General features: G+C 61.7%; 26 protein-coding genes. 24 read left to right on the top strand and 2 right to left on the bottom strand.

Annotated elements, in window-relative coordinates; translation table 11 throughout:
• The first annotated feature begins 11 nt into the window (after window positions 1-11).
• The 22 genes from rplP (at window position 12) to bfr (ending at window position 12,839) form a co-directional block, all read left to right on the top strand.
• Window positions 12-425 carry a 50S ribosomal protein L16 gene (gene rplP / locus JFY56_RS17310; protein ID WP_009617163.1) on the top strand — a complete coding sequence of 138 codons (414 nt, stop codon included), beginning with the start codon at window positions 12-14 and terminating at the stop codon, window positions 423-425.
• The gene (gene rpmC, locus JFY56_RS17305; RefSeq protein ID WP_003093720.1) at window positions 425-616 is read left to right on the top strand and encodes a 50S ribosomal protein L29; all 192 of its coding nucleotides are present in this window, start codon (window positions 425-427) and stop codon (window positions 614-616) included. The genes rplP and rpmC overlap by 1 nt, the downstream gene beginning before the upstream one ends.
• A 2-nt stretch (window positions 617-618) precedes the next feature.
• Window positions 619-885, top strand: a complete 267-nt coding sequence (rpsQ, locus tag JFY56_RS17300) for a 30S ribosomal protein S17 (RefSeq protein WP_208315186.1) — start codon at window positions 619-621, stop codon at window positions 883-885.
• 23 nt (window positions 886-908) lie between these two features.
• Window positions 909-1,277: a 50S ribosomal protein L14 gene (gene rplN, locus JFY56_RS17295; RefSeq protein ID WP_003093714.1), complete on the top strand. Its 369-nt coding sequence runs from the start codon at window positions 909-911 to the stop codon at window positions 1,275-1,277.
• 12 nt (window positions 1,278-1,289) lie between these two features.
• Window positions 1,290-1,604 carry a 50S ribosomal protein L24 gene (rplX, locus tag JFY56_RS17290; RefSeq protein WP_208315185.1) on the top strand — a complete coding sequence of 105 codons (315 nt, stop codon included), beginning with the start codon at window positions 1,290-1,292 and terminating at the stop codon, window positions 1,602-1,604.
• Window positions 1,605-1,623: 19 nt separating this feature from the next.
• Window positions 1,624-2,163 carry a 50S ribosomal protein L5 gene (gene rplE / locus JFY56_RS17285; protein WP_208315184.1) on the top strand — a complete coding sequence of 180 codons (540 nt, stop codon included), beginning with the start codon at window positions 1,624-1,626 and terminating at the stop codon, window positions 2,161-2,163.
• A gap of 13 nt (window positions 2,164-2,176) precedes the next feature.
• Window positions 2,177-2,482, top strand: a complete 306-nt coding sequence (rpsN, locus tag JFY56_RS17280; protein ID WP_084929502.1) for a 30S ribosomal protein S14 — start codon at window positions 2,177-2,179, stop codon at window positions 2,480-2,482.
• 185 nt (window positions 2,483-2,667) lie between these two features.
• Complete coding sequence (gene rpsH, locus JFY56_RS17275; protein ID WP_084313379.1) at window positions 2,668-3,060, top strand: 30S ribosomal protein S8; 393 nt, start codon at window positions 2,668-2,670, stop codon at window positions 3,058-3,060.
• 11 nt (window positions 3,061-3,071) lie between these two features.
• A complete protein-coding gene (rplF, locus tag JFY56_RS17270) occupies window positions 3,072-3,605 on the top strand; it encodes a 50S ribosomal protein L6 (protein WP_090261963.1) in 534 nt (177 codons plus the stop codon).
• A 10-nt stretch (window positions 3,606-3,615) separates the two neighbouring features.
• A complete protein-coding gene (gene rplR / locus JFY56_RS17265; RefSeq protein ID WP_208315183.1) occupies window positions 3,616-3,966 on the top strand; it encodes a 50S ribosomal protein L18 in 351 nt (116 codons plus the stop codon).
• 3 nt (window positions 3,967-3,969) lie between these two features.
• On the top strand, window positions 3,970-4,470 hold the full coding sequence (gene rpsE, locus JFY56_RS17260) for a 30S ribosomal protein S5 (protein WP_009617173.1): 501 nt from the start codon (window positions 3,970-3,972) through the stop codon (window positions 4,468-4,470).
• 2 nt (window positions 4,471-4,472) lie between these two features.
• Complete coding sequence (gene rpmD, locus JFY56_RS17255) at window positions 4,473-4,649, top strand: 50S ribosomal protein L30 (protein ID WP_036991154.1); 177 nt, start codon at window positions 4,473-4,475, stop codon at window positions 4,647-4,649.
• Window positions 4,650-4,652: 3 nt separating this feature from the next.
• The gene (rplO, locus tag JFY56_RS17250; protein ID WP_208315182.1) at window positions 4,653-5,087 is read left to right on the top strand and encodes a 50S ribosomal protein L15; all 435 of its coding nucleotides are present in this window, start codon (window positions 4,653-4,655) and stop codon (window positions 5,085-5,087) included.
• Entirely contained in the window at window positions 5,088-6,419 is a 1,332-nt protein-coding gene (gene secY / locus JFY56_RS17245) for a preprotein translocase subunit SecY (protein ID WP_208315181.1), read from the top strand. It begins immediately after the preceding gene.
• A 28-nt stretch (window positions 6,420-6,447) separates the two neighbouring features.
• Window positions 6,448-6,564: a 50S ribosomal protein L36 gene (gene rpmJ / locus JFY56_RS17240; RefSeq protein WP_011531897.1), complete on the top strand. Its 117-nt coding sequence runs from the start codon at window positions 6,448-6,450 to the stop codon at window positions 6,562-6,564.
• Between the two features lie 130 nt (window positions 6,565-6,694).
• The gene (gene rpsM, locus JFY56_RS17235; protein WP_003093692.1) at window positions 6,695-7,051 is read left to right on the top strand and encodes a 30S ribosomal protein S13; all 357 of its coding nucleotides are present in this window, start codon (window positions 6,695-6,697) and stop codon (window positions 7,049-7,051) included.
• Between the two features lie 18 nt (window positions 7,052-7,069).
• Entirely contained in the window at window positions 7,070-7,459 is a 390-nt protein-coding gene (rpsK, locus tag JFY56_RS17230) for a 30S ribosomal protein S11 (RefSeq protein ID WP_003093689.1), read from the top strand.
• Window positions 7,460-7,475: 16 nt separating this feature from the next.
• Entirely contained in the window at window positions 7,476-8,096 is a 621-nt protein-coding gene (gene rpsD, locus JFY56_RS17225; RefSeq protein WP_208315180.1) for a 30S ribosomal protein S4, read from the top strand.
• A gap of 22 nt (window positions 8,097-8,118) precedes the next feature.
• Window positions 8,119-9,120, top strand: a complete 1,002-nt coding sequence (locus tag JFY56_RS17220; protein ID WP_208315179.1) for a DNA-directed RNA polymerase subunit alpha — start codon at window positions 8,119-8,121, stop codon at window positions 9,118-9,120.
• A 43-nt stretch (window positions 9,121-9,163) separates the two neighbouring features.
• On the top strand, window positions 9,164-9,553 hold the full coding sequence (rplQ, locus tag JFY56_RS17215; RefSeq protein WP_208315178.1) for a 50S ribosomal protein L17: 390 nt from the start codon (window positions 9,164-9,166) through the stop codon (window positions 9,551-9,553).
• 459 nt (window positions 9,554-10,012) lie between these two features.
• Complete coding sequence (gene katG / locus JFY56_RS17210) at window positions 10,013-12,160, top strand: catalase/peroxidase HPI (RefSeq protein WP_208315177.1); 2,148 nt, start codon at window positions 10,013-10,015, stop codon at window positions 12,158-12,160.
• A 214-nt stretch (window positions 12,161-12,374) separates the two neighbouring features.
• The gene (bfr, locus tag JFY56_RS17205; protein ID WP_208315176.1) at window positions 12,375-12,839 is read left to right on the top strand and encodes a bacterioferritin; all 465 of its coding nucleotides are present in this window, start codon (window positions 12,375-12,377) and stop codon (window positions 12,837-12,839) included.
• Between the two features lie 217 nt (window positions 12,840-13,056).
• Here the strand turns inward: bfr and uvrA are convergent, their stop codons facing one another.
• Window positions 13,057-15,894, bottom strand: coding sequence for an excinuclease ABC subunit UvrA (gene uvrA / locus JFY56_RS17200; RefSeq protein WP_208315175.1), 2,838 nt, complete (start codon window positions 15,892-15,894; stop codon window positions 13,057-13,059).
• A 201-nt stretch (window positions 15,895-16,095) separates the two neighbouring features.
• Here uvrA and JFY56_RS17195 point away from each other — a divergent pair, with 201 nt between their 5' ends.
• Both JFY56_RS17195 and JFY56_RS17190 read left to right on the top strand, forming a co-directional pair.
• Window positions 16,096-17,469 (top strand): MFS transporter, encoded by a 1,374-nt coding sequence (locus JFY56_RS17195; protein ID WP_208315174.1) that lies wholly within the window; start codon window positions 16,096-16,098, stop codon window positions 17,467-17,469.
• 33 nt (window positions 17,470-17,502) lie between these two features.
• A complete protein-coding gene (locus JFY56_RS17190) occupies window positions 17,503-17,997 on the top strand; it encodes a single-stranded DNA-binding protein (protein ID WP_208315173.1) in 495 nt (164 codons plus the stop codon).
• Window positions 17,998-18,195: 198 nt separating this feature from the next.
• On the opposite strand, the gene JFY56_RS17185 is transcribed toward JFY56_RS17190, so the two are convergent.
• Entirely contained in the window at window positions 18,196-19,533 is a 1,338-nt protein-coding gene (locus tag JFY56_RS17185) for an MFS transporter (protein ID WP_208315172.1), read from the bottom strand.
• Window positions 19,534-19,585: the final 52 nt, after the last annotated feature.

The following is a 19,585-nucleotide window of genomic DNA, read 5'->3' as shown; positions in this document are numbered from 1 at the left end:
GGAGTACGCAAATGCTGCAACCTAAGCGTACGAAGTTCCGCAAGCAGATGACCGGTCACAACCGTGGCCTGGCTCATCGCGGTAGCAAAGTCAGCTTCGGCGAGTTCGCTCTCAAGGCAACCAGCCGTGGCCGTCTCACTGCACGTCAGATCGAGTCCGCGCGTCGTGCGCTGACCCGTCACGTAAAACGTGGCGGCAAGATCTGGATCCGCGTATTCCCCGACAAGCCGGTTACCAAAAAGCCCCTCGAAGTTCGTATGGGTAAAGGTAAGGGCGGCGTCGAGTACTGGGTAGCCCAGATTCAACCGGGCAAGGTCCTGTACGAGATCGAGGGTGTTTCCGAAGAGCTGGCGCGTGAGGCATTCGCCCTGGCTGCTGCAAAGCTGCCGCTCGCCACCTCCTTTGTTAAGCGGACGGTGATGTGATGAAAGCGAATGAACTTCGTGAAAAATCCGTTGAGCAGCTGAACGAGCAACTGCTCGGCCTGCTGCGCGACCAGTTCAATCTGCGCATGCAGAAAGCAACTGGCCAGTTGGGGCAGTCGCACCTGCTCTCGCAGGTGAAGCGCGACATCGCTCGCGTCAAAACTGTGCTCAATCAGCAAGCAGGTAAGTGATCATGGCTGAAGCTCAGAAAACCGTCCGTACGCTGACCGGCCGCGTCGTCAGCGACAAGATGGACAAAACCATCACCGTTCTGATCGAGCGTCGCGTCAAGCACCCGATCTACGGCAAATACGTGAAGCGTTCGACCAAACTGCACGCACACGACGAAACCAATCAGTGCCGCATTGGTGACCTGGTCACCATTCGCGAGACTCGTCCGCTGGCCAAAACCAAGGCCTGGACCCTGGTTGACGTCGTTGAGCGCGCGGTGGAAGTCTAAGGACTAAGGGTCGGAGATAGATTATGATTCAGACTCAATCCATGCTCGATGTCGCTGACAACAGCGGCGCGCGTCGCGTGATGTGCATCAAGGTGCTCGGCGGTTCCCACCGCCGTTACGCCGGCATCGGCGACATCATCAAAGTCACCGTCAAGGAAGCGATTCCGCGCGGCAAAGTGAAGAAGGGCCAGGTAATGACTGCCGTGGTCGTTCGCACCAAGCACGGCGTACGTCGTACTGACGGTTCCATCATCCGCTTCGACGGCAACGCCGCTGTCCTGCTGAACAACAAGCAGGAGCCGATCGGCACCCGTATCTTTGGGCCAGTGACTCGTGAGCTTCGTACCGAGAAGTTCATGAAGATCGTCTCGCTTGCCCCTGAAGTGCTGTAAGGAGTAGCCGTCATGCAAAAAATTCGTCGTGACGACGAAGTAATCGTCATTGCCGGCAAGGACAAGGGCAAGCGTGGCAAGGTGCTGAAAGTTCTCGCTGACGACCGTCTGGTCGTTGGCGGTGTGAACCTGATCAAGCGCCACACCAAGCCCAACCCCATGCTCAACCAGCAAGGCGGTATCGTCGAGAAGGAGGCGCCTCTGCACGTCTCCAACGTGGCCATTTTCAACCCGGAAACCAGCAAGGCTGATCGCGTTGGTTTCAAGGTCGAAGACGGGAAGAAAATTCGTGTCTTCAAGTCGAACCAGAAACCGGTTCAGGCTTGAGGCTGCTAGGTAGATCACCATGGCACGATTGAAAGAGATTTATCGGAAGGAAATCGCGCCCAAGCTGAAGGAACAACTTCAGCTGGCGAACGTGATGGAAGTTCCGCGCGTCACCAAAATCACCCTGAACATGGGTCTGGGCGAAGCTGTCGGCGACAAGAAAGTCATCGAGAGCGCTGTCGCTGATCTGGAAAAGATCGCTGGTCAGAAGCCGGTAGTGACTTACGCTCGTAAGTCCATCGCGGGCTTCAAGATCCGTGAAGGCTGGCCGATCGGCGTCAAGGTCACCCTGCGTGGCGACCGTATGTACGAGTTCCTGGATCGTCTGCTGTCCATCTCCCTGCCGCGCGTGCGTGACTTCCGCGGCCTGAATGCCAAGTCCTTCGATGGTCGCGGCAACTACAGCATGGGTGTGAAAGAGCAGATCATCTTCCCGGAAATCGATTACGACAAGATCGATGCTCTCCGCGGTATGGATATCACTCTGACCACCACCGCTCGTTCGGATGATGAAGGCCGCGCTCTGCTGCGCGCTTTCAACTTCCCGTTCCGCAACTGATTGGAGTAGGAACATGGCTAAAGAGAGCATGAAAAACCGTGAGCTGAAGCGTCAGCTGACGGTAGCCAAGTACGCCAAAAAGCGTGCCGAGCTGAAAGCGATCATCGCTAATCCGAACACCAGTGCGGAAGAGCGTTGGAATGCGCAGGTCGCCCTGCAGAAGCAACCGCGTGACGCGAGCGCCAGCCGCCTGCGTAACCGTTGCCGTCTGACCGGTCGTCCGCACGGCTTCTACCGCAAGTTCGGCCTGAGCCGTAACAAGCTGCGTGAAGCTGCGATGCGCGGTGACGTACCGGGCCTGGTCAAGGCCAGCTGGTAAGTCCCGCAACGGAGTCGGAGACGGCTCCGTTGATCGCGATGACGAATCAAGCCCCGTTTGGGGCTTGATTCGTTTTTGAGCGATCTCTAGAATACCCGGCTCCCCCGAGCCTGGGTTTAATCCGCCTGGCGTTTTGTGGGCGATTAGAAGTTCAAGGCTTATCTATTTGTAGGAGCGTTAAGCCCATGAGTATGCAGGACCCGTTAGCAGACATGCTAACTCGCATCCGTAATGCCCAGATGGCTGAGAAGACCGTCGTGAGCATGCCGTCTTCCAAGCTGAAAGCGGCAGTAGCCAAGGTTCTCAAGGACGAAGGTTACATTGCGGATTTCCAAGTCAGCGCCGAGGCCAAGCCTCTGCTGTCCATCGAGCTGAAGTACTTCGAAGGCAAGCCTGTCATCGAAGAAGTGAAGCGAATCAGCCGTCCTGGCCTGCGCCAGTACAAATCCGTCGATCAGCTGCCGAAAGTCCGTGGCGGTCTGGGTGTTTCGATCGTTTCCACCAATAAAGGTGTGATGACTGATCGTGCTGCCCGCGCTGCTGGTGTTGGTGGCGAAGTGCTCTGCACAGTGTTCTAAGGGGAATCAGCATGTCTCGCGTTGCTAAGAACCCCGTCAAGCTGCCTGCCGGCGTGGAAATCAAGCTGGCTGGTCAGGAACTGTCGGTCAAGGGCGCCAAGGGCGCACTGGAACTGAAAGTTCATCCCTCCGTTGAAGTCATCCAGGACAACGGTGAGCTGCGTTTCGCTGCCCGTAACGGCGATCAGCAGACCCGTGCCATGGCCGGTACCACTCGCGCCCTGGTCAACAACATGGTAATCGGTGTCAGCCAAGGCTTCGAGCGCAAGCTCCAGCTGGTTGGTGTTGGTTACAAAGCGCAGGCCAAAGGCCAAGTGCTGTCCCTGGCTCTCGGCTTCTCCCACCCGGTTGATTACGAACTGCCCGCCGGCATCGTCGCCGAAACCCCCAGCCAGACCGATATCCTGATCAAGGGCATCGACAAGCAGCTGGTCGGCCAGGTTGCTGCGGAAATCCGCGACTTCCGTCCGCCGGAGCCGTACAAAGGCAAGGGCGTGCGTTACGCCGACGAAGTCGTCCTTCGTAAAGAAGCCAAGAAGAAGTAGGGCATAGCAAATGAGCGTCAAGAAAGAAACCCGTCTGCGTCGCGCTCGCAAGGCACGCCTGAAGATGCGCGAACTGGAAGCCGTACGCCTCTGCGTGTACCGCTCCTCCCAGCACATTTATGCCCAGGTCATCGCGGCCGACGGCAGCAAGGTCCTGGCCAGCGCCTCGACCCTGGACAAGGATCTGCGCGAAAGTGCCACCGGCAACATCGACGCAGCCAAGAAAGTTGGTCAACTGGTCGCCGAACGCGCCAAGGCTGCCGGCGTCACTCAAGTGGCGTTCGACCGTTCTGGCTTCAAGTACCACGGCCGTATCAAGGCCCTGGCTGATGCCGCTCGTGAAGGCGGACTGGAGTTCTAAGTTATGGCAAACAACGATCAAAAGCGCGACGAAGGCTACATCGAGAAGCTGGTTCAAGTTAACCGCGTCGCCAAAACCGTAAAAGGTGGCCGTATCTTCGCCTTCACCGCGCTGACCGTAGTTGGCGATGGCAAAGGTCGTGTCGGTTTCGGTCGTGGCAAGGCGCGTGAAGTGCCGGCCGCTATCCAGAAAGCGATGGAAGCTGCCCGCCGCAACATGATCCAGGTCGATCTGAACGGCACCACCCTGCAGTACCCGACCAAGTCCGCTCACGGCGCCTCCAAGGTGTACATGCAGCCGGCTTCGGAAGGTACCGGCATCATCGCCGGCGGCGCCATGCGTGCCGTTCTGGAAGTGGCTGGTGTGCAGAACGTTCTCGCCAAGTGCTACGGCTCCACCAATCCGGTGAACGTGGTGTACGCGACCTTCAAGGGCCTGAAGAACATGCAGTCCCCTGAGTCCGTAGCGGCCAAGCGTGGCAAGAGCGTCGAGGAGATTCTCTAACCATGGCAACCGTAAAAGTCACTCTGGTCAAGAGCGTGAACGGCCGTCTGGCCAACCACAAAGCTTGCGTCAAGGGCCTCGGCCTGCGTCGCATTGGTCACACCGTAGAAGTTCAGGATACTCCTGAGAATCGCGGCATGATCAACAAGGCTTACTACCTGCTGCGTGTGGAGGGTTAATCCATGCAACTGAACGATCTGCGTTCCGCGCCGGGTGCCCGTCGCGAAAAGCACCGTCCGGGCCGTGGCATCGGTAGCGGTCTGGGTAAGACTGGTGGCCGTGGTCACAAAGGTCAGACCTCCCGCTCCGGTGGCACCATTGCTCCGGGCTTCGAGGGCGGTCAGCAGCCTCTGCACCGTCGTCTGCCGAAGTTCGGCTTCGTTTCCCTGAAAGCCATGGATCGCGCCGAAGTGCGTACCTCCGAACTGGCCAAGGTGGAAGGCGATGTCGTCTCCCTGCAGACCCTGAAGGATGCCAACGTGATTAACCAGAACGTACAGCGTGTGAAAGTCATGCTGTCCGGCGACGTTACTCGCGCGGTCACCCTGAAAGGTATCGCCGCCACCAAAGGTGCGCGTGCGGCCATCGAAGCAGCTGGCGGCAAATTCGAGGACTAAATGGCTAAGCAAGGTGCTCTCTCTGCGCTGAGCAACGGTGGTGGTTTGTCCGAGCTCTGGGCACGTCTGCGTTTCCTGTTCCTGGCGATCATCGTCTATCGGATCGGCGCGCACATCCCAGTTCCCGGCATCAACCCCGATCGCTTGGCGGCGATGTTCCGGCAGAACGAGGGGACCATTCTTAGCCTCTTCAACATGTTTTCCGGCGGCGCGCTGGAGCGCATGAGTATCTTTGCACTGGGGATCATGCCGTACATTTCGGCGTCGATCATCATGCAGCTCATGACCGCGATCAGCCCGCAGCTGGAACAGTTGAAGAAAGAGGGTGAGTCTGGGCGTCGCAAGATTAGCCAGTACACCCGCTACGCCACACTCGTCCTGGCACTCGTTCAGGCCATCGGCATGTCCGTTGGCCTGGGCAGCCAGGGCGTGGCTTTCTCCAACGACTTCGGCTTCTACTTCGTGTCGGTCACCACCTTCGTGGCGGGTGCACTGTTCATGATGTGGCTGGGTGAGCAGATCACCGAGCGGGGTGTCGGCAACGGCATCTCCATGCTGATCTTCTCCGGCATCGTCGCTGGGCTGCCCCGAGCAATCGGCCAGTCCTTCGAATCCGCGCGTCAAGGTGACATCAACATCTTCGCCCTGATCGCCATCGGCCTTCTGGCTGTGGCCATCATTGCGTTCGTGGTGTTCATCGAGCGTGGTCAGCGTCGTATCGCCGTGCATTACGCCAAGCGCCAGCAAGGTCGCAAGGTGTTTGCAGCGCAGACCAGCCATCTGCCGCTGAAAGTGAACATGGCGGGTGTAATCCCGGCCATCTTCGCCAGCAGCATCCTGCTGTTCCCGGCATCCCTGGGTGCCTGGTTCGGTCAGTCGGAGGGCCTGGGTTGGCTGCAGGACGTCGCGCAAGCGATCGCTCCGGGGCAGCCGCTGAACATTCTGCTGTTTAGTGCAGGGATCATCTTCTTCTGCTTCTTCTATACAGCTCTGATGTTCAATCCCAAGGACGTCGCGGAAAACCTCAAGAAGTCCGGTGCGTTTATTCCGGGTATCCGTCCGGGCGAACAGTCTGCGCGCTACATCGATGGTGTGCTGACCCGTTTGACCATGTTCGGCGCCCTGTACATGACGGCAGTGTGCCTGTTGCCCCAGTTCCTGGTGGTGGCAGCTCACGTACCGTTCTACCTCGGCGGGACCTCGTTGCTGATCGTGGTGGTGGTTGTGATGGACTTTATGGCCCAAGTACAATCGCACCTCGTTTCCCATCAGTACGAATCCCTCATGAAGAAAGCCAACCTGAAGGGCTACGGCAGCGGCTTGCTGCGCTGATTCGCCCGTAAGGTTAGAGGAGTCACTGATGAAAGTTCGTGCATCGGTTAAGAAGCTGTGCCGTAACTGCAAAATTATCCGTCGCGAAGGTATCGTGCGGGTGATCTGCAGCGCGGAGCCGCGTCACAAGCAGCGCCAAGGCTGAGTGTGAGTCACGCGTTATAGCCCGGCAGCTAGTGCGCTGCCGGGTTGATTATTTGTTATTACAGCGCTAATATCCGCGCCCTTTCTTGGCTTCCTGGGCGCCGGGTAGCTGTCAATTGGAGTTTTTCTGAATGGCCCGTATTGCAGGCGTAAACATTCCGGATAACAAGCACACTGTTATCTCGCTGACCTACATCTATGGTGTTGGTCGCACTACCGCACAGAGCATCTGTGCTGCCACCGGTGTAAACCCGGCAGCAAAGATCAAGGATCTGAGCGACGAGCAGATTGATCAGCTGCGCAACGAAGTTGCCAAGATCACCACCGAAGGTGATCTGCGCCGCGAAATCAACATGAACATCAAGCGTCTGATGGACCTCGGTTGCTACCGCGGTCTGCGTCATCGTCGCGGTCTGCCGGTTCGCGGTCAGCGTACCAAGACCAACGCGCGCACCCGTAAGGGCCCGCGTAAGCCGATCCGCAAGTAATCGCTCAGGAATTTAGTCATGGCAAAACCTGCTGCTCGTCCTCGTAAGAAAGTCAAAAAGACAGTGGTTGATGGGATCGCCCATATCCACGCGTCTTTCAACAACACCATCGTGACCATTACCGACCGTCAGGGCAACGCTCTGTCCTGGGCTACCTCGGGTGGTTCCGGTTTCCGTGGCTCGCGTAAGAGCACCCCGTTCGCTGCCCAGGTTGCAGCTGAGCGTGCCGGTCAGGCCGCTCTGGAATACGGTCTGAAGAATCTCGACGTGAATGTCAAAGGCCCGGGCCCGGGTCGCGAGTCGGCTGTTCGCGCGCTGAATGCTTGCGGTTACAAAATCGCCAGCATCACCGACGTGACCCCGATCCCGCACAACGGCTGCCGTCCGCCGAAAAAACGTCGCGTGTAATAGGAGACAGTGAAGAATGGCTCGTTACATTGGTCCCAAGTGCAAACTGTCTCGCCGTGAAGGCACCGACCTGTTCCTGAAGAGCGGCGCTCGCGCCCTCGACTCCAAGTGCAAGGCCGAAAACGTCCCGGGTCAACACGGCCAGCGCCGTGGCCGCCTGTCCGACTACGGTCTGCAGCTGCGTGAGAAGCAGAAAGTCCGTCGTATCTACGGCGTTCTGGAGCGTCAATTCCGTGGTTACTACCAGGAAGCATCCCGCCGCAAGGGCTCCACTGGTGAGAACCTGCTGCAGATCCTGGAATGCCGTCTGGACAACGTCGTATACCGCATGGGCTTCGGTTCCACTCGTTCCGAATCTCGTCAGCTGGTATCCCACAAGACCATCAGCGTCAACGGCCAGACCGTGAACATTCCGTCCTACCAGGTCAAGGCTGGTGACGTGATTGCTATTCGCGAGAAGTCGAAGAACCAGCTGCGTATTGCCCAGGCTCTGGAGCTGTGCGCCCAACGCGGTCGCGTTGAGTGGGTCGAAGTGGACACTGACAAGAAGTTGGGCACCTTCAAGAGTGTTCCGGCTCGTGCTGATCTGTCCGCCGACATCAACGAAAACCTGATTGTCGAGCTCTACTCCAAGTAAGGGCTAGAAAATAGGTGCATCCATGCAGAGTTCGGTAAATGAGTTCCTGACCCCCCGCCACATCGATGTGCAGGTGGTCAGTCCGACCCGCGCCAAGATCACGCTCGAGCCTCTCGAGCGCGGTTTTGGCCATACCCTGGGCAACGCGCTGCGTCGCATCCTGTTGTCCTCCATGCCTGGCTGTGCAGTAGTCGAGGCCGAGATCGACGGTGTACTCCACGAGTACTCCGCGATCGAAGGTGTTCAGGAAGATGTCATCGAAATCCTGCTCAACCTGAAAGGCCTGGCTATCAAGCTGCACGGTCGTGACGAAGTGACGCTGACCCTTGCGAAAAAGGGCTCGGGTGTGGTTACCGCTGCCGATATTCAGCTGGATCATGATGTCGAGATCGTCAACGGTGACCATGTTATCGCCCACCTGGCCGATAACGGCGCGCTGAACATGAAGCTGAAAGTCGCTCGTGGCCGTGGCTACGAGCCGGCTGATGCCCGTCAGAGCGATGAAGACGAAAGCCGTAGCATCGGCCGTCTGCAGCTCGACTCTTCGTTCAGCCCCGTACGTCGTGTTGCCTACGTGGTCGAGAACGCCCGTGTCGAGCAGCGTACCAACCTGGACAAGCTGGTCCTCGATCTGGAAACCAACGGCACCCTGGACCCTGAAGAGGCTATCCGTCGCGCCGCTACCATCCTGCAACAGCAGCTGGCAGCGTTCGTGGACCTCAAGGGCGACAGCGAGCCTGTCGTTGAAGAGCAGGAAGACGAGATCGATCCGATCCTCCTGCGTCCGGTCGATGACCTGGAACTGACCGTACGTTCGGCCAACTGCCTGAAGGCGGAGAACATCTACTACATCGGTGACCTGATTCAGCGCACCGAAGTCGAGCTGTTGAAAACTCCGAACCTCGGCAAGAAGTCCCTGACTGAGATCAAGGACGTTCTGGCCTCTCGCGGTCTGTCCCTCGGTATGCGCCTCGATAACTGGCCGCCGGCAAGTCTCAAGAAAGACGACAAGGCGACTGCCTGATCGTCGTAATCACCGAACGTAAAGTTTGGAAAGGAATTGAACCATGCGCCATCGTAAAAGTGGTCGTCACCTGAGCCGCACCAGCGCGCACCGCAAGGCTATGTTCCAGAACATGGCTGTGTCGCTGTTCGAACATGAACTGATCAAAACCACCCTGCCCAAGGCCAAGGAACTGCGTCGCGTTGCCGAGCCGCTGATCACCCTGGCCAAGGAAGACAGCGTCGCCAACCGTCGTCTGGCTTTCGACCGTACCCGTTCGAAAGCTGCCGTAGGCAAGCTGTTCAACGACCTGGGCAAGCGCTACGCCAACCGTCCGGGCGGCTACCTGCGCATCCTGAAGTGCGGTTTCCGCGCCGGCGACAACGCCCCCATGGCGTACGTCGAGCTGGTTGACCGTGCTGTCGGTGGCGAAGCGGTAGAAGCTGCCGAGTAAGCTACTGGTTGTACGAAAGAACCGGGCCTTGTGCCCGGTTTTTTCGTTATCAGGATGTGCAATTTGCGGTACGAAGAGTCGGTGCCGCAGGGATATTGGCTCGGACAAAGTCGTCCCTGACAATCCACAGTTCTGACCGCCTCATTGCTTATCACCTTCGGACCTGGCGCTCGGCAAAGGTATCTGCACCAGCCGCTAGTCCGCTTTTCCACGTCCGTCACCGCTTCTCCAAGTGAGTAGCCCCGTTGGCGGATGCCGCCCGCATGTCCGAATCTGCCCGCTGCGCCGCTGCTTGTTGAACCGGCAAGCTGTAGGCAAGTTCCGGTAATCCTGTCTGAAAGAGTGAATCTATCGGGTCGTTATGCTCCGTTTATTGGTTCGCCTGCTGCACCGGGTCTAGGCTTCTTCTATTCGACCACAGTCGATGCGTTCGATCTGATGAGGACAAAGGAGAAAGTAATGTCGAATGAAGCAAAATGCCCGTTCAATCATGTCGCTGGAGGTGGCACTACCAACAGGGACTGGTGGCCCAACCAGCTTCGCGTAGATCTGCTCAACCAACATTCAGACAAGTCCAACCCGCTCGGCGAGAAATTCAATTACGCCGAAGAATTCAAGAAGCTCGACTACAAGGCCCTCAAGGCGGATCTGGTCAGGCTGATGACCGACTCGCAGGACTGGTGGCCAGCCGACTTCGGCCACTACGGCCCGCAGATCATCCGTATGGCCTGGCACGCCACCGGTACCTACCGCACCACCGACGGTCGCGGGGGCGGCGGACGTGGCCAGCAGCGCTTTGCACCGCTGAACTCCTGGCCGGACAACGTCAATATCGACAAGACCCGCCGGCTGCTCTGGCCGATCAAGCAGAAGTATGGCCAGAAGATCTCCTGGGCCGACCTGCTGGTCCTTGCCGGTAACGTGGCACTGGAATCCATGGGCTTCCGCACGTTCGGCTTCGGTGCCGGTCGCGAAGACGTGTGGGAACCGGACCTGGACGTGAACTGGGGCGCCGAGATCGCCTGGCTGGGTGTGGACCAGGCGCGTGTCGCCGATGACCGCGAGTTGACTCCACCGTTCGGTGCCACCCACATGGGGCTGATCTATGTGAACCCCGAGGGGCCGAACGCCAGCGGCGACTATATGCTCGCAGCCAAGGACATCCGCGCCACCTTCGGGCGCATGGCCATGGACGATGCGGAAACCGTCGCCCTGATCGCCGGTGGTCACACCTTCGGCAAGGCTCACGGCGCCGCACCCGAATCGCACAAGGGGCCGGAACCGGAGAGTGCGCCGATCGAGGCCCAGGGGCTGGGCTGGATCAGCGATTTCGGCAGCGGTCACGGCAAGGACACCATCTCCAGCGGCATCGAGGTCACCTGGACGAAGACCCCGGCGCTGTGGAGCAACAACTTCTTCGAGAACCTGTTCAAGTACGAGTGGGAGCTGACCACATCGCCGGCCGGCGCCAAGCAATGGGTGGCCAAGGATGCACCGGAAATCATTCCGGACGCGCACATCCCCGGCAAGTTCCACAAGCCGACCATGCTGACCACCGACCTGACCCTGCGTTTCGACCCCGAGTTCGGCAAGATCTCCAAGCACTTCCTGGACGATCCGCAGGCCTTCGCCGATGCATTCGCACGTGCCTGGTACAAGCTGACCCACCGCGACATGGGACCGAAGGCGCGCTACCTCGGCCCGGAAGTGCCGAAGGAAGACCTGATCTGGCAGGACCCGCTGCCTGCCGCCACCCATAACCCCAGCGCTGCCGATATCGCCGATCTCAAGGCCAGGATCGCCGCGTCCGGGCTTTCGGTGGGTGATCTGGTCTCGGTGGCCTGGGCCTCGGCCTCGACCTTCCGCGGCGGCGACAAGCGCGGCGGCGCCAATGGCGCTCGTCTGGCCCTGGCACCGCAGAAGGATTGGGAGGTCAACCAGCGCGCCATCAAGGCCCTGCCCAAGCTCGTGGAGATCCAGCAGGCTTCCGGCAAGGCTTCTCTGGCGGATGTGATCGTGCTGGCTGGCAACGTGGGCGTGGAGCAGGCCGCCAAGGCTGCCGGCGTAAGCGTGGATGTGCCCTTCGCGCCGGGGCGGGTCGATGCCCGCCAGGATCAGACCGATGTCGAATCCTTTGGCGTGCTGGAGCCCTTTGCCGACGGCTTCCGCAACTATCGCAAGGGTGAGCTCGGTGTTCCGACCGAGTCCATGCTGGTGGACAAGGCTCAGTTGCTGACCCTGACTGCGCCCGAGCTTACCGTGCTGGTCGGCGGCCTGCGGGTGCTGGGCGCCAACTACGATGGCAGCCAGCACGGTGTGTTCACCGACAAGGTCGGCGAGCTGAGCAACGACTTCTTCGTCAACCTGCTGGATATGGGGACCACGTGGAAGCCGGTGGACAGCAAGGCGGAAGTGTTCGAAGGCAGGGATAAGAGCGGCAAGGTGAAATTCACCGGCACCCGCAACGATCTGATCTTCGGCTCCAACTCGGTGCTGCGCGCCTATGCCGAGGTCTATGCCAGCACCGATGCCAAGGAGAAGTTCGTCAAGGACTTCGTCGCTGCCTGGACCAAGGTGATGAACCTCGACCGCTTCGATATCGCCTAAGCGCCGAGGAGCCAAGACCGAACAGCCTTGACCCGTCCCGGGATAGCCCCGGGACAGGTCGGGGTTGCAGGTCCCAGGCTGTTCTCATTGACCGTTGCGCTCGATCAACTCCTCACAGTGCCCCTCCGTGGGGCGCTGTACTTTTCGCTTGACCCGGATGAGCGGGACATCGGAGCATCCTGGTTATTCCATAAACACTGCAAGGTTTCCTCGCATGAAGGGCGATATCGAAGTCATCAACTACCTCAAGACCCTGCTCAAGGGCGAGCTCGCCGCCCGCGACCAGTACTTCATCCATTCGCGGATGTACGAAGATTGGGGCCTCAGCAAGCTCTACGAGCGCATCAACCACGAGATGGAAGAGGAAACCATGCACGCCGACGCACTGCTGCGTCGCATCCTGCTGCTTGAAGGCGTGCCCGACATGCGCCCGGACGACGTCCATGCCGGCAGCACGGTACCGGAAATGCTCGCCACCGACCTCAAGCTAGAGCGCGATGTGCGCGCCGCGCTGGCCAAGGGGATCGCCCTGTGCGAGAAGCACCGGGACTTCGTCTCGCGCGACATCCTGCGGGCGCAGCTGGTCGATACCGAGGAAGACCACGCGTACTGGCTGGAGCAGCAGCTCGGTCTGATCGACAAGATCGGGCTGGAGAATTATCTGCAGTCGCAGATTTGACGGCGACGCCGTTTTTCGCGGGCTGCAATGCTCATCGTAGGTTGGCGCTGAGCAGCGCGAAGCCCAACATCGCCATCGTTGGGCTTCACTGCGTTCAGCACCAACCTACGCGAGTTCTGCCTCTTACGTAGGATGCAAGACCGTTGCCCCTACGGAACGCGCAACAAAAAGCCCCTGGCGCCGTGAGGAGCCAGGGGCTTTTTGTTGGCCACATGGATCAGGCGCGATCACGCTCCAGCAGCGGTTTGAGGAAGCGCCCGGTGTGCGACTGCGGCATCTCGGCGACCTGTTCCGGCGTGCCGGTGGCGATGATCTGGCCGCCCTTGGAGCCGCCCTCGGGGCCGAGGTCGACCAGCCAGTCGGCGGTCTTGATCACGTCCAGGTTGTGCTCGATCACCACCACGGTGTTGCCGTGGTCGCGCAGGCGATGCAATACGTCGAGCAGTTGCTGGATGTCGGCGAAGTGCAGGCCGGTGGTCGGTTCGTCGAGGATGTACAGGGTCTTGCCGGTATCGCGCTTGGACAGCTCGCGGGACAGCTTGACCCGCTGCGCTTCGCCGCCGGACAGGGTGGTCGCCGACTGGCCCAGGCGGATGTACGACAACCCCACGTCGATCAGCGTCTGCAGCTTGCGCGCCACCGCCGGCACCGCGTCGAAGAATTCGCGGGCCTCCTCGATGGTCATCTCCAGCACCTCGTGGATGCTCTTGCCCTTGTAGCGAATCTCCAGGGTTTCGCGGTTGTAGCGCTTGCCCTTGCAGACGTCGCACGGCACGTAGATATCCGGCAGGAAGTGCATCTCCACCTTGATCACGCCGTCGCCCTGGCAGGCCTCGCAGCGGCCGCCCTTGACGTTGAACGAGAAGCGCCCCGGCCCATAGCCGCGCGAACGGGCCTCCGGTACGCCGGCGAACAGCTCGCGGATCGGCGTGAACAGGCCGGTGTAGGTTGCCGGGTTCGACCGCGGGGTGCGGCCGATCGGGCTCTGGTCGATATCCACCACCTTGTCCAGGTGCTGCAGGCCGTCGAAGGACTCGTGCGCCGAGGTTTCCAGCGTCGTGGCGCCGTTCAGTGCAGTCGCAGTGATCGGGAACAGGGTGTTGTTGATAAGCGTCGACTTGCCCGAGCCGGAGACGCCGGTAACGCAGGTGAACAGACCGACCGGGACTTCCAGGTTGACGTTCTGCAGGTTGTTGCCGCGGGCACCTTTCAGCTTGAGCAGCTTCTTCTTGTCGCGTGGCGTGCGCTCGGCCGGGACGGCAATCTTCTTGCGCCCGGAAAGGTACTTGCCGGTCACCGAGTCGGGATGGTTCATCACCTCGTCCGGCGTGCCCTCGGCGACGATCCGTCCGCCATGCACGCCGGCGCCCGGGCCGATGTCGACCACGTAGTCGGCGAGGCGGATTGCGTCCTCGTCGTGCTCCACCACGATCACCGTGTTGCCGATATTGCGCAGGTGGGTGAGGGTGGCCAGCAGGCGCTCGTTGTCGCGCTGGTGCAGGCCGATGGACGGCTCGTCGAGGATGTACATGACGCCCACCAGGCCGGCGCCGATCTGGCTGGCCAGGCGGATGCGCTGTGCCTCGCCGCCGGACAGGGTGTCGGCGCTGCGGTCGAGGGTCAGGTAGTCGAGGCCGACGTTGACCAGGAACTGCAGGCGCTCGCGGATTTCCTTGAGGATCTTCGCCGCGATCTCGCCGCGGCGCCCGGTCAGGCTCAGGCCGGCAGCATACTCGCAGGCCTCGCCGACCGGCATCGCGGTAACCGCCGGCAGGGTCCTGTCGCCGACCCATACGTGGCGCGCCTCGCGGCGCAGGCGGGTGCCGTGGCAGTCCGGGCAGGGCTGGGTGCTGAGGAACTTGGCCAGCTCCTCGCGCACGGTGGCCGATTCGGTCTCGCGGTAGCGGCGCTCCAGGTTCGGCAGGATGCCCTCGAACGGGTGCGCGCGCTTGACGATGTCGCCGCGGTCGTTGAGGTAGCGGAAGTCGACGTTCTCCCGGCCGGAGCCGAACAGGATGACCTTCTGGTGCTCGGCGGAAAGGTCGTCGAACGGCTCCTCCAGGCTGAAACCGTAGTGCTGGGCCAGCGAGCCGAGCATCTGGAAGTAGTAGACGTTGCGCCGGTCCCAGCCGCGAATGGCGCCCTCGGCCAGGGTCAGCTCGCCGTTGACCACCCGCCGCGCGTCGAAGAATTGCTTCACGCCCAGGCCGTCGCAGGTCGGGCAGGCGCCGGCCGGGTTGTTGAAGGAGAACAGCTTGGGCTCCAGCTCGCTGATCGAGTGGCCGCAGATCGGGCAGGCGAAGCGTGCGGAGAAGATGATTTCCTCGACGCCTTCTTCACCGTCCATCGGTGCGATGAGGGCGATGCCATCGGCCAGGTTGATCGCCGTCTCGAAGGACTCGGCCAGGCGCTGCTGCAGGTCGGGGCGGACCTTGAAGCGGTCCACCACCACGTCGATGGAGTGCTTCTTCTGCTTGTCCAGCTTGGGCAACTCGTCGAGTTCGTAGAGCTTGCCGTTGACCCTCGCGCGGACGAAACCCTGGGCGCGCATTTCCTCGAACACCGCCAGGTGCTCGCCCTTGCGCTCGCGGATGATCGGCGCCAGCAGCATCAGCTTGCTGCCCTCCGGCAGCGCCAGCACCTGGTCGACCATCTGGCTGACGGTCTGCGCCTCCAGCGGGATGTCGTGGTCCGGGCAGCGCGGGATGCCGACGCGGGCGTAGAGCAGGCGCAGGTAGTCGTAGATCTCGGTGATGGTGCCGACGGTCGAGCGCGGGTTGTGCGAGGTGGACTTCTGCTCGATGGAGATCGCCGGGGACAGCCCCTCGATGGTGTCGACGTCGGGCTTTTCCATCATCGAGAGGAACTGCCGGGCGTAGGCCGAGAGGGATTCCACGTAGCGCCGCTGGCCCTCGGCGTAGAGGGTGTCGAAGGCCAGGGATGACTTGCCGGAGCCGGACAGGCCGGTGATCACGATCAGCTTGTCGCGTGGCAGGGTCAGGTCGATGTTCTTCAGGTTGTGGGTACGTGCCCCACGGATGAGGATCTTGTCCACAGCGGCCTCGCTTGGCGGGCGAAAACGACTGAGTATACGGGGCGCCGCCTTCGCGCGGCAAAGTGGCGCGTCTGTGCTGCAACGGGCGAGGACTGCTAGAATGCGCGGCTATTTTCGGCGCAGAACGCCGCCGGTCACCCGGGAGCGGGTGGCTACGCCTTGCGGGGCATGATGCCCGCCCTGACTTCCCTCGAGGGACTTATGCACGATACCCACACTGAGCGCATGAGCGGCACAGAGACTCGCGCGGCCGTCGGCCTGTCCCTGGTCTTCGCCTTCCGCATGCTCGGCATGTTCATGGTGCTGCCGGTACTGGCGACCTACGGCCAGGACCTGGCCGGCTCGACCCCGGCCCTGATCGGCCTGGCGATCGGCGCCTACGGCCTGACCCAGGCCATCCTGCAGATTCCATTCGGCACCATTTCCGACCGCATCGGCCGTCGTCCGGTGATCATCGTCGGCCTGCTGATCTTCGCCGCCGGCGCGGCCCTGGCGGCCAGCGCCGACTCCATCTGGGGCGTCATCGCCGGCCGCGTGCTGCAGGGCGCCGGGGCGATCTCGGCGGCGGTGATGGCGATGCTCTCCGACCTCACCCGCGAACAGCACCGCACCAAGGCGATGGCGATGATCGGCATGAGCATCGGCGTTTCCTTCGCCGTGGCCATGGTCCTCGGGCCGGTCCTGACCCACCTGTTCGGCCTGCACGGACTCTTCTGGTTCACCGCCGGCATGGCGCTGGTCGGCCTGCTGCTGATCCTGTTCTTCGTGCCGAAGGCGGATCATCCGCTGCATCACCTCGAATCCAGCGTGGCGAAGGAGTCGCTGCTGCCGACCCTGAAGAACGCCGACCTGCTGCGCCTGGATGTCGGCATCCTGGTGCTGCACGCGGTCCTCATGGCCAGCTTCATTGCCCTGCCGCTGGCGCTGGTCGAGCGCGCCGGGCTGCCCAAGGAAGAGCACTGGTGGGTCTACCTGACCGCGCTGCTGGTGGGTTTCTTCGGCATGGTGCCGTTCATCATCTACGCCGAGAAGAAGCGCCGGATGAAGCGCGTGCTGATCGGCGCGGTGGCCACCCTGATGGTCAGCGAGCTGTACTTCCTGGAGTTCGGTCATAGCGTCACCCAACTGGTGATCGGCGCGGTGATCTTCTTCACCGCCTTCAACCTGCTGGAGGCCTCGCTGCCGTCGCTGGTGAGCAAGGTATCGCCGGCCGGCGGCAAGGGCACGGCGATGGGCGTGTACTCCACCAGCCAGTTCCTCGGCGCGGCGCTGGGCGGCATCGTCGGCGGCTGGATGTTCCAGCATGGCGGCCTCGACGGGGTGTTCATCGGTTGTGCGCTGCTCGCCGCCCTGTGGCTGGCGATTGCTGTTACCATGCGCGAGCCGCCATATGTGACCAGCGTTCGCTTGCCTCTGTCCGCCGAGGCTCTGCGCGATGCGTCGCTGGCCGAGCGTTTCAAGGCGCTGCCCGGCGTGGCAGACGTCATGGTGGTGGTCGAAGAGGCCGCCGCCTATGTCAAAGTAGATACCCAACAAGTGGATCGCATCTCCCTCGAGCGTCTGGCGCAAGCCTGAGCGGGGAAGTGTCGAGCCTTTCAGGAGATAGTCATGGCCCGTGGGGTTAACAAAGTCATTCTGGTTGGCAACGTCGGTGGTGACCCGGAAACCCGCTACATGCCCAACGGCAACGCGGTGACCAACATCACCCTGGCCACCAGCGAAAGCTGGAAAGACAAGCAGACCGGCCAGCAGCAGGAGCGCACCGAGTGGCACCGCGTGGTGTTCTTCGGCCGTCTGGCGGAGATCGCCGGCGAGTACCTGCGCAAGGGCTCGCAGGTGTACGTCGAAGGCAGCCTGCGCACCCGCAAGTGGCAGGGCCAGGATGGTCAGGACCGCTACACCACCGAGATCGTGGTGGACATGAACGGCAACATGCAGCTGCTCGGCGGCCGTCCGGGTGGCGATGATGCCCCGCGCGCTCCGCGCGAGCCGCAACAGCAGCGCCCGCAGCAGGCCCAGCGCCCGGCGCCGCAACAGCAGTCGCAACCGGCTCCCGCGCCGGCGCAGGACTACGACAGCTTCGACGACGATATCCCGTTCTAAGAGCTGCCGCGCTGTACGAAAAATGCCCCGCACCTGCGGGGCATTTTCTTTTGCGGAGTTTCTTGCGTCCGAGGTTGTTGCCGGCGAGCAGGGCGGGTGCAACCCGCCAATCCGGAGGTGCCATGGCGGGTTGAACCCAAAAGAAAGGCCCCGCATGTGCGGGGCCTTTCGCTTTCTGCAGTACCTGGAGCCTTGCCGTCAGTGCGGGCGCTTCTTCAGGCGCTTGGCTGGAATGCCGATCAGCAGGATCAGCGCGCCGATCACCAGGACCACGGCGATCATGTCGAAGGCCACGTAGAGGCTGCCCGTGGCCGACTTGATCGCGCCGACGGCGATCTGGCTGACCACCCCGGCGCTGCCGCCGATGCAGCTGATCGCCGCGATACCGCCGGCGGCGATGCCGGGGCTGAGCAGGGACGGGGGAATGGTCCAGAACAGCGGGATGGCCGACAGCGCCGCCGCCGAGCCGATGGTCATGAGGATCACCGCCAGTACCAGGTGGCCCTGGGCGAAGCCGAGCAGGAAGAAGCAGGTCGCGCTCACCAGAATGGTCCCGCCCAGGTGCCAGCGGCGTTCCTGGTGCTTGTCCGAGCTGCGGCCGAGCAGGTACATGCCGACCAGGGCGAGGGCGAAGGGCAGGGCGGCGATCATGCCGATGGTCCGCATGTCCTCCAGGCCGAAACCGCGGATCAGGCTGGGCATCCAGTACGACACGGTGTTCGAGCCGCTGTAGATGCAGAAGTACACCAGGCCCGCCAGGTAGACGCCCGGTTCGCGCAGCACGTCGACGAAGCGGCCATGGCCGGCGTCGGGGCGATGTTCCAGGGCGAGCTGGTCGCGGATGGTGGTCTTTTCCTCAGCACTCAGCCAGTTGGCATGTTCCGGCCGGTCGGTCAGCCAGAACCAGCCGAACAGGCCGAGCGCCACCGCCGGCAGGCCGGTCACGACGAACAGCATCTGCCAGTCCTTGAGGCCGAGCACGCCGTCCAGGTGGGTCATGATGGTGCCGGCCAGTGGACCGGTGATCATCCCGGCGATGGTCGCCGACATCAGGAATGCCGCAGTGATGCGCCCGCGCAGTGCGCTGGGGAACCAGTAGGTGAGATAGAGGATCACCCCGGGGAAGAAGCCGGCCTCGGCGATGCCGAGCAGGAAGCGTGCGGCGATCAGCTGGTTCGGCGTGGTGACGAAGGCGGTCCCCACGGTGACCAGGCCCCACAGCACCATGATGCGGGTCAGCGTGGCGCGGGCGCCGGTGCGCTGCATGTACAGGTTGCTGGGAATCTCGAAGAGGATGTAGGCCAGGTAGAAGGCGCCCACGCCGATGCCATAGGCGGCGTCGGTCAGGGCGATGTCCTCGCCCATGCGCAGCTTGGCGAAGGAGACGTTCAGCCGGTCGATGGCGTTGATGGTGAAGGCGATGATGAGGAACGGCATCAGCCGCCAGATCACCTTGGAATAGGTCGCCTTCATCGACTGGGCGGATTGCCCGGCCGTGGAAGATGACGGCAGGTACTGCTCGACTGCTTCACTCATTCGGTAACTCCTGCTGGCGCGCGCCAGATTGTTTTTATTGTCTCGCAGGTAG

Origin of the sequence: Pseudomonas schmalbachii (assembly GCF_017589465.1) — a bacterium.
Lineage (GTDB): Bacteria > Pseudomonadota > Gammaproteobacteria > Pseudomonadales > Pseudomonadaceae > Pseudomonas > Pseudomonas schmalbachii.
This window is presented reverse-complemented; position numbering and strand designations above follow the sequence as displayed.

Bases quoted from the DNA above. Each gene is read 5' to 3' on its own strand.
- rplP (WP_009617163.1), top strand. From the start codon at position 12: ATGCTGCAACCTAAGCGTACGAAGTTCCGCAAGCAGATGACCGGTCAC.
- rpmC (WP_003093720.1), top strand. From the start codon at position 425: ATGAAAGCGAATGAACTTCGTGAAAAATCCGTTGAGCAGCTGAACGAG.
- rpsQ (WP_208315186.1), top strand. From the start codon at position 619: ATGGCTGAAGCTCAGAAAACCGTCCGTACGCTGACCGGCCGCGTCGTC.
- rplN (WP_003093714.1), top strand. From the start codon at position 909: ATGATTCAGACTCAATCCATGCTCGATGTCGCTGACAACAGCGGCGCG.
- rplX (WP_208315185.1), top strand. From the start codon at position 1,290: ATGCAAAAAATTCGTCGTGACGACGAAGTAATCGTCATTGCCGGCAAG.
- rplE (WP_208315184.1), top strand. From the start codon at position 1,624: ATGGCACGATTGAAAGAGATTTATCGGAAGGAAATCGCGCCCAAGCTG.
- rpsN (WP_084929502.1), top strand. From the start codon at position 2,177: ATGGCTAAAGAGAGCATGAAAAACCGTGAGCTGAAGCGTCAGCTGACG.
- rpsH (WP_084313379.1), top strand. From the start codon at position 2,668: ATGAGTATGCAGGACCCGTTAGCAGACATGCTAACTCGCATCCGTAAT.
- rplF (WP_090261963.1), top strand. From the start codon at position 3,072: ATGTCTCGCGTTGCTAAGAACCCCGTCAAGCTGCCTGCCGGCGTGGAA.
- rplR (WP_208315183.1), top strand. From the start codon at position 3,616: ATGAGCGTCAAGAAAGAAACCCGTCTGCGTCGCGCTCGCAAGGCACGC.
- rpsE (WP_009617173.1), top strand. From the start codon at position 3,970: ATGGCAAACAACGATCAAAAGCGCGACGAAGGCTACATCGAGAAGCTG.
- rpmD (WP_036991154.1), top strand. From the start codon at position 4,473: ATGGCAACCGTAAAAGTCACTCTGGTCAAGAGCGTGAACGGCCGTCTG.
- rplO (WP_208315182.1), top strand. From the start codon at position 4,653: ATGCAACTGAACGATCTGCGTTCCGCGCCGGGTGCCCGTCGCGAAAAG.
- secY (WP_208315181.1), top strand. From the start codon at position 5,088: ATGGCTAAGCAAGGTGCTCTCTCTGCGCTGAGCAACGGTGGTGGTTTG.
- rpmJ (WP_011531897.1), top strand. From the start codon at position 6,448: ATGAAAGTTCGTGCATCGGTTAAGAAGCTGTGCCGTAACTGCAAAATT.
- rpsM (WP_003093692.1), top strand. From the start codon at position 6,695: ATGGCCCGTATTGCAGGCGTAAACATTCCGGATAACAAGCACACTGTT.
- rpsK (WP_003093689.1), top strand. From the start codon at position 7,070: ATGGCAAAACCTGCTGCTCGTCCTCGTAAGAAAGTCAAAAAGACAGTG.
- rpsD (WP_208315180.1), top strand. From the start codon at position 7,476: ATGGCTCGTTACATTGGTCCCAAGTGCAAACTGTCTCGCCGTGAAGGC.
- JFY56_RS17220 (WP_208315179.1), top strand. From the start codon at position 8,119: ATGCAGAGTTCGGTAAATGAGTTCCTGACCCCCCGCCACATCGATGTG.
- rplQ (WP_208315178.1), top strand. From the start codon at position 9,164: ATGCGCCATCGTAAAAGTGGTCGTCACCTGAGCCGCACCAGCGCGCAC.
- katG (WP_208315177.1), top strand. From the start codon at position 10,013: ATGTCGAATGAAGCAAAATGCCCGTTCAATCATGTCGCTGGAGGTGGC.
- bfr (WP_208315176.1), top strand. From the start codon at position 12,375: ATGAAGGGCGATATCGAAGTCATCAACTACCTCAAGACCCTGCTCAAG.
- JFY56_RS17195 (WP_208315174.1), top strand. From the start codon at position 16,096: ATGCACGATACCCACACTGAGCGCATGAGCGGCACAGAGACTCGCGCG.
- JFY56_RS17190 (WP_208315173.1), top strand. From the start codon at position 17,503: ATGGCCCGTGGGGTTAACAAAGTCATTCTGGTTGGCAACGTCGGTGGT.
- JFY56_RS17185 (WP_208315172.1), bottom strand. From the start codon at position 19,533: ATGAGTGAAGCAGTCGAGCAGTACCTGCCGTCATCTTCCACGGCCGGG.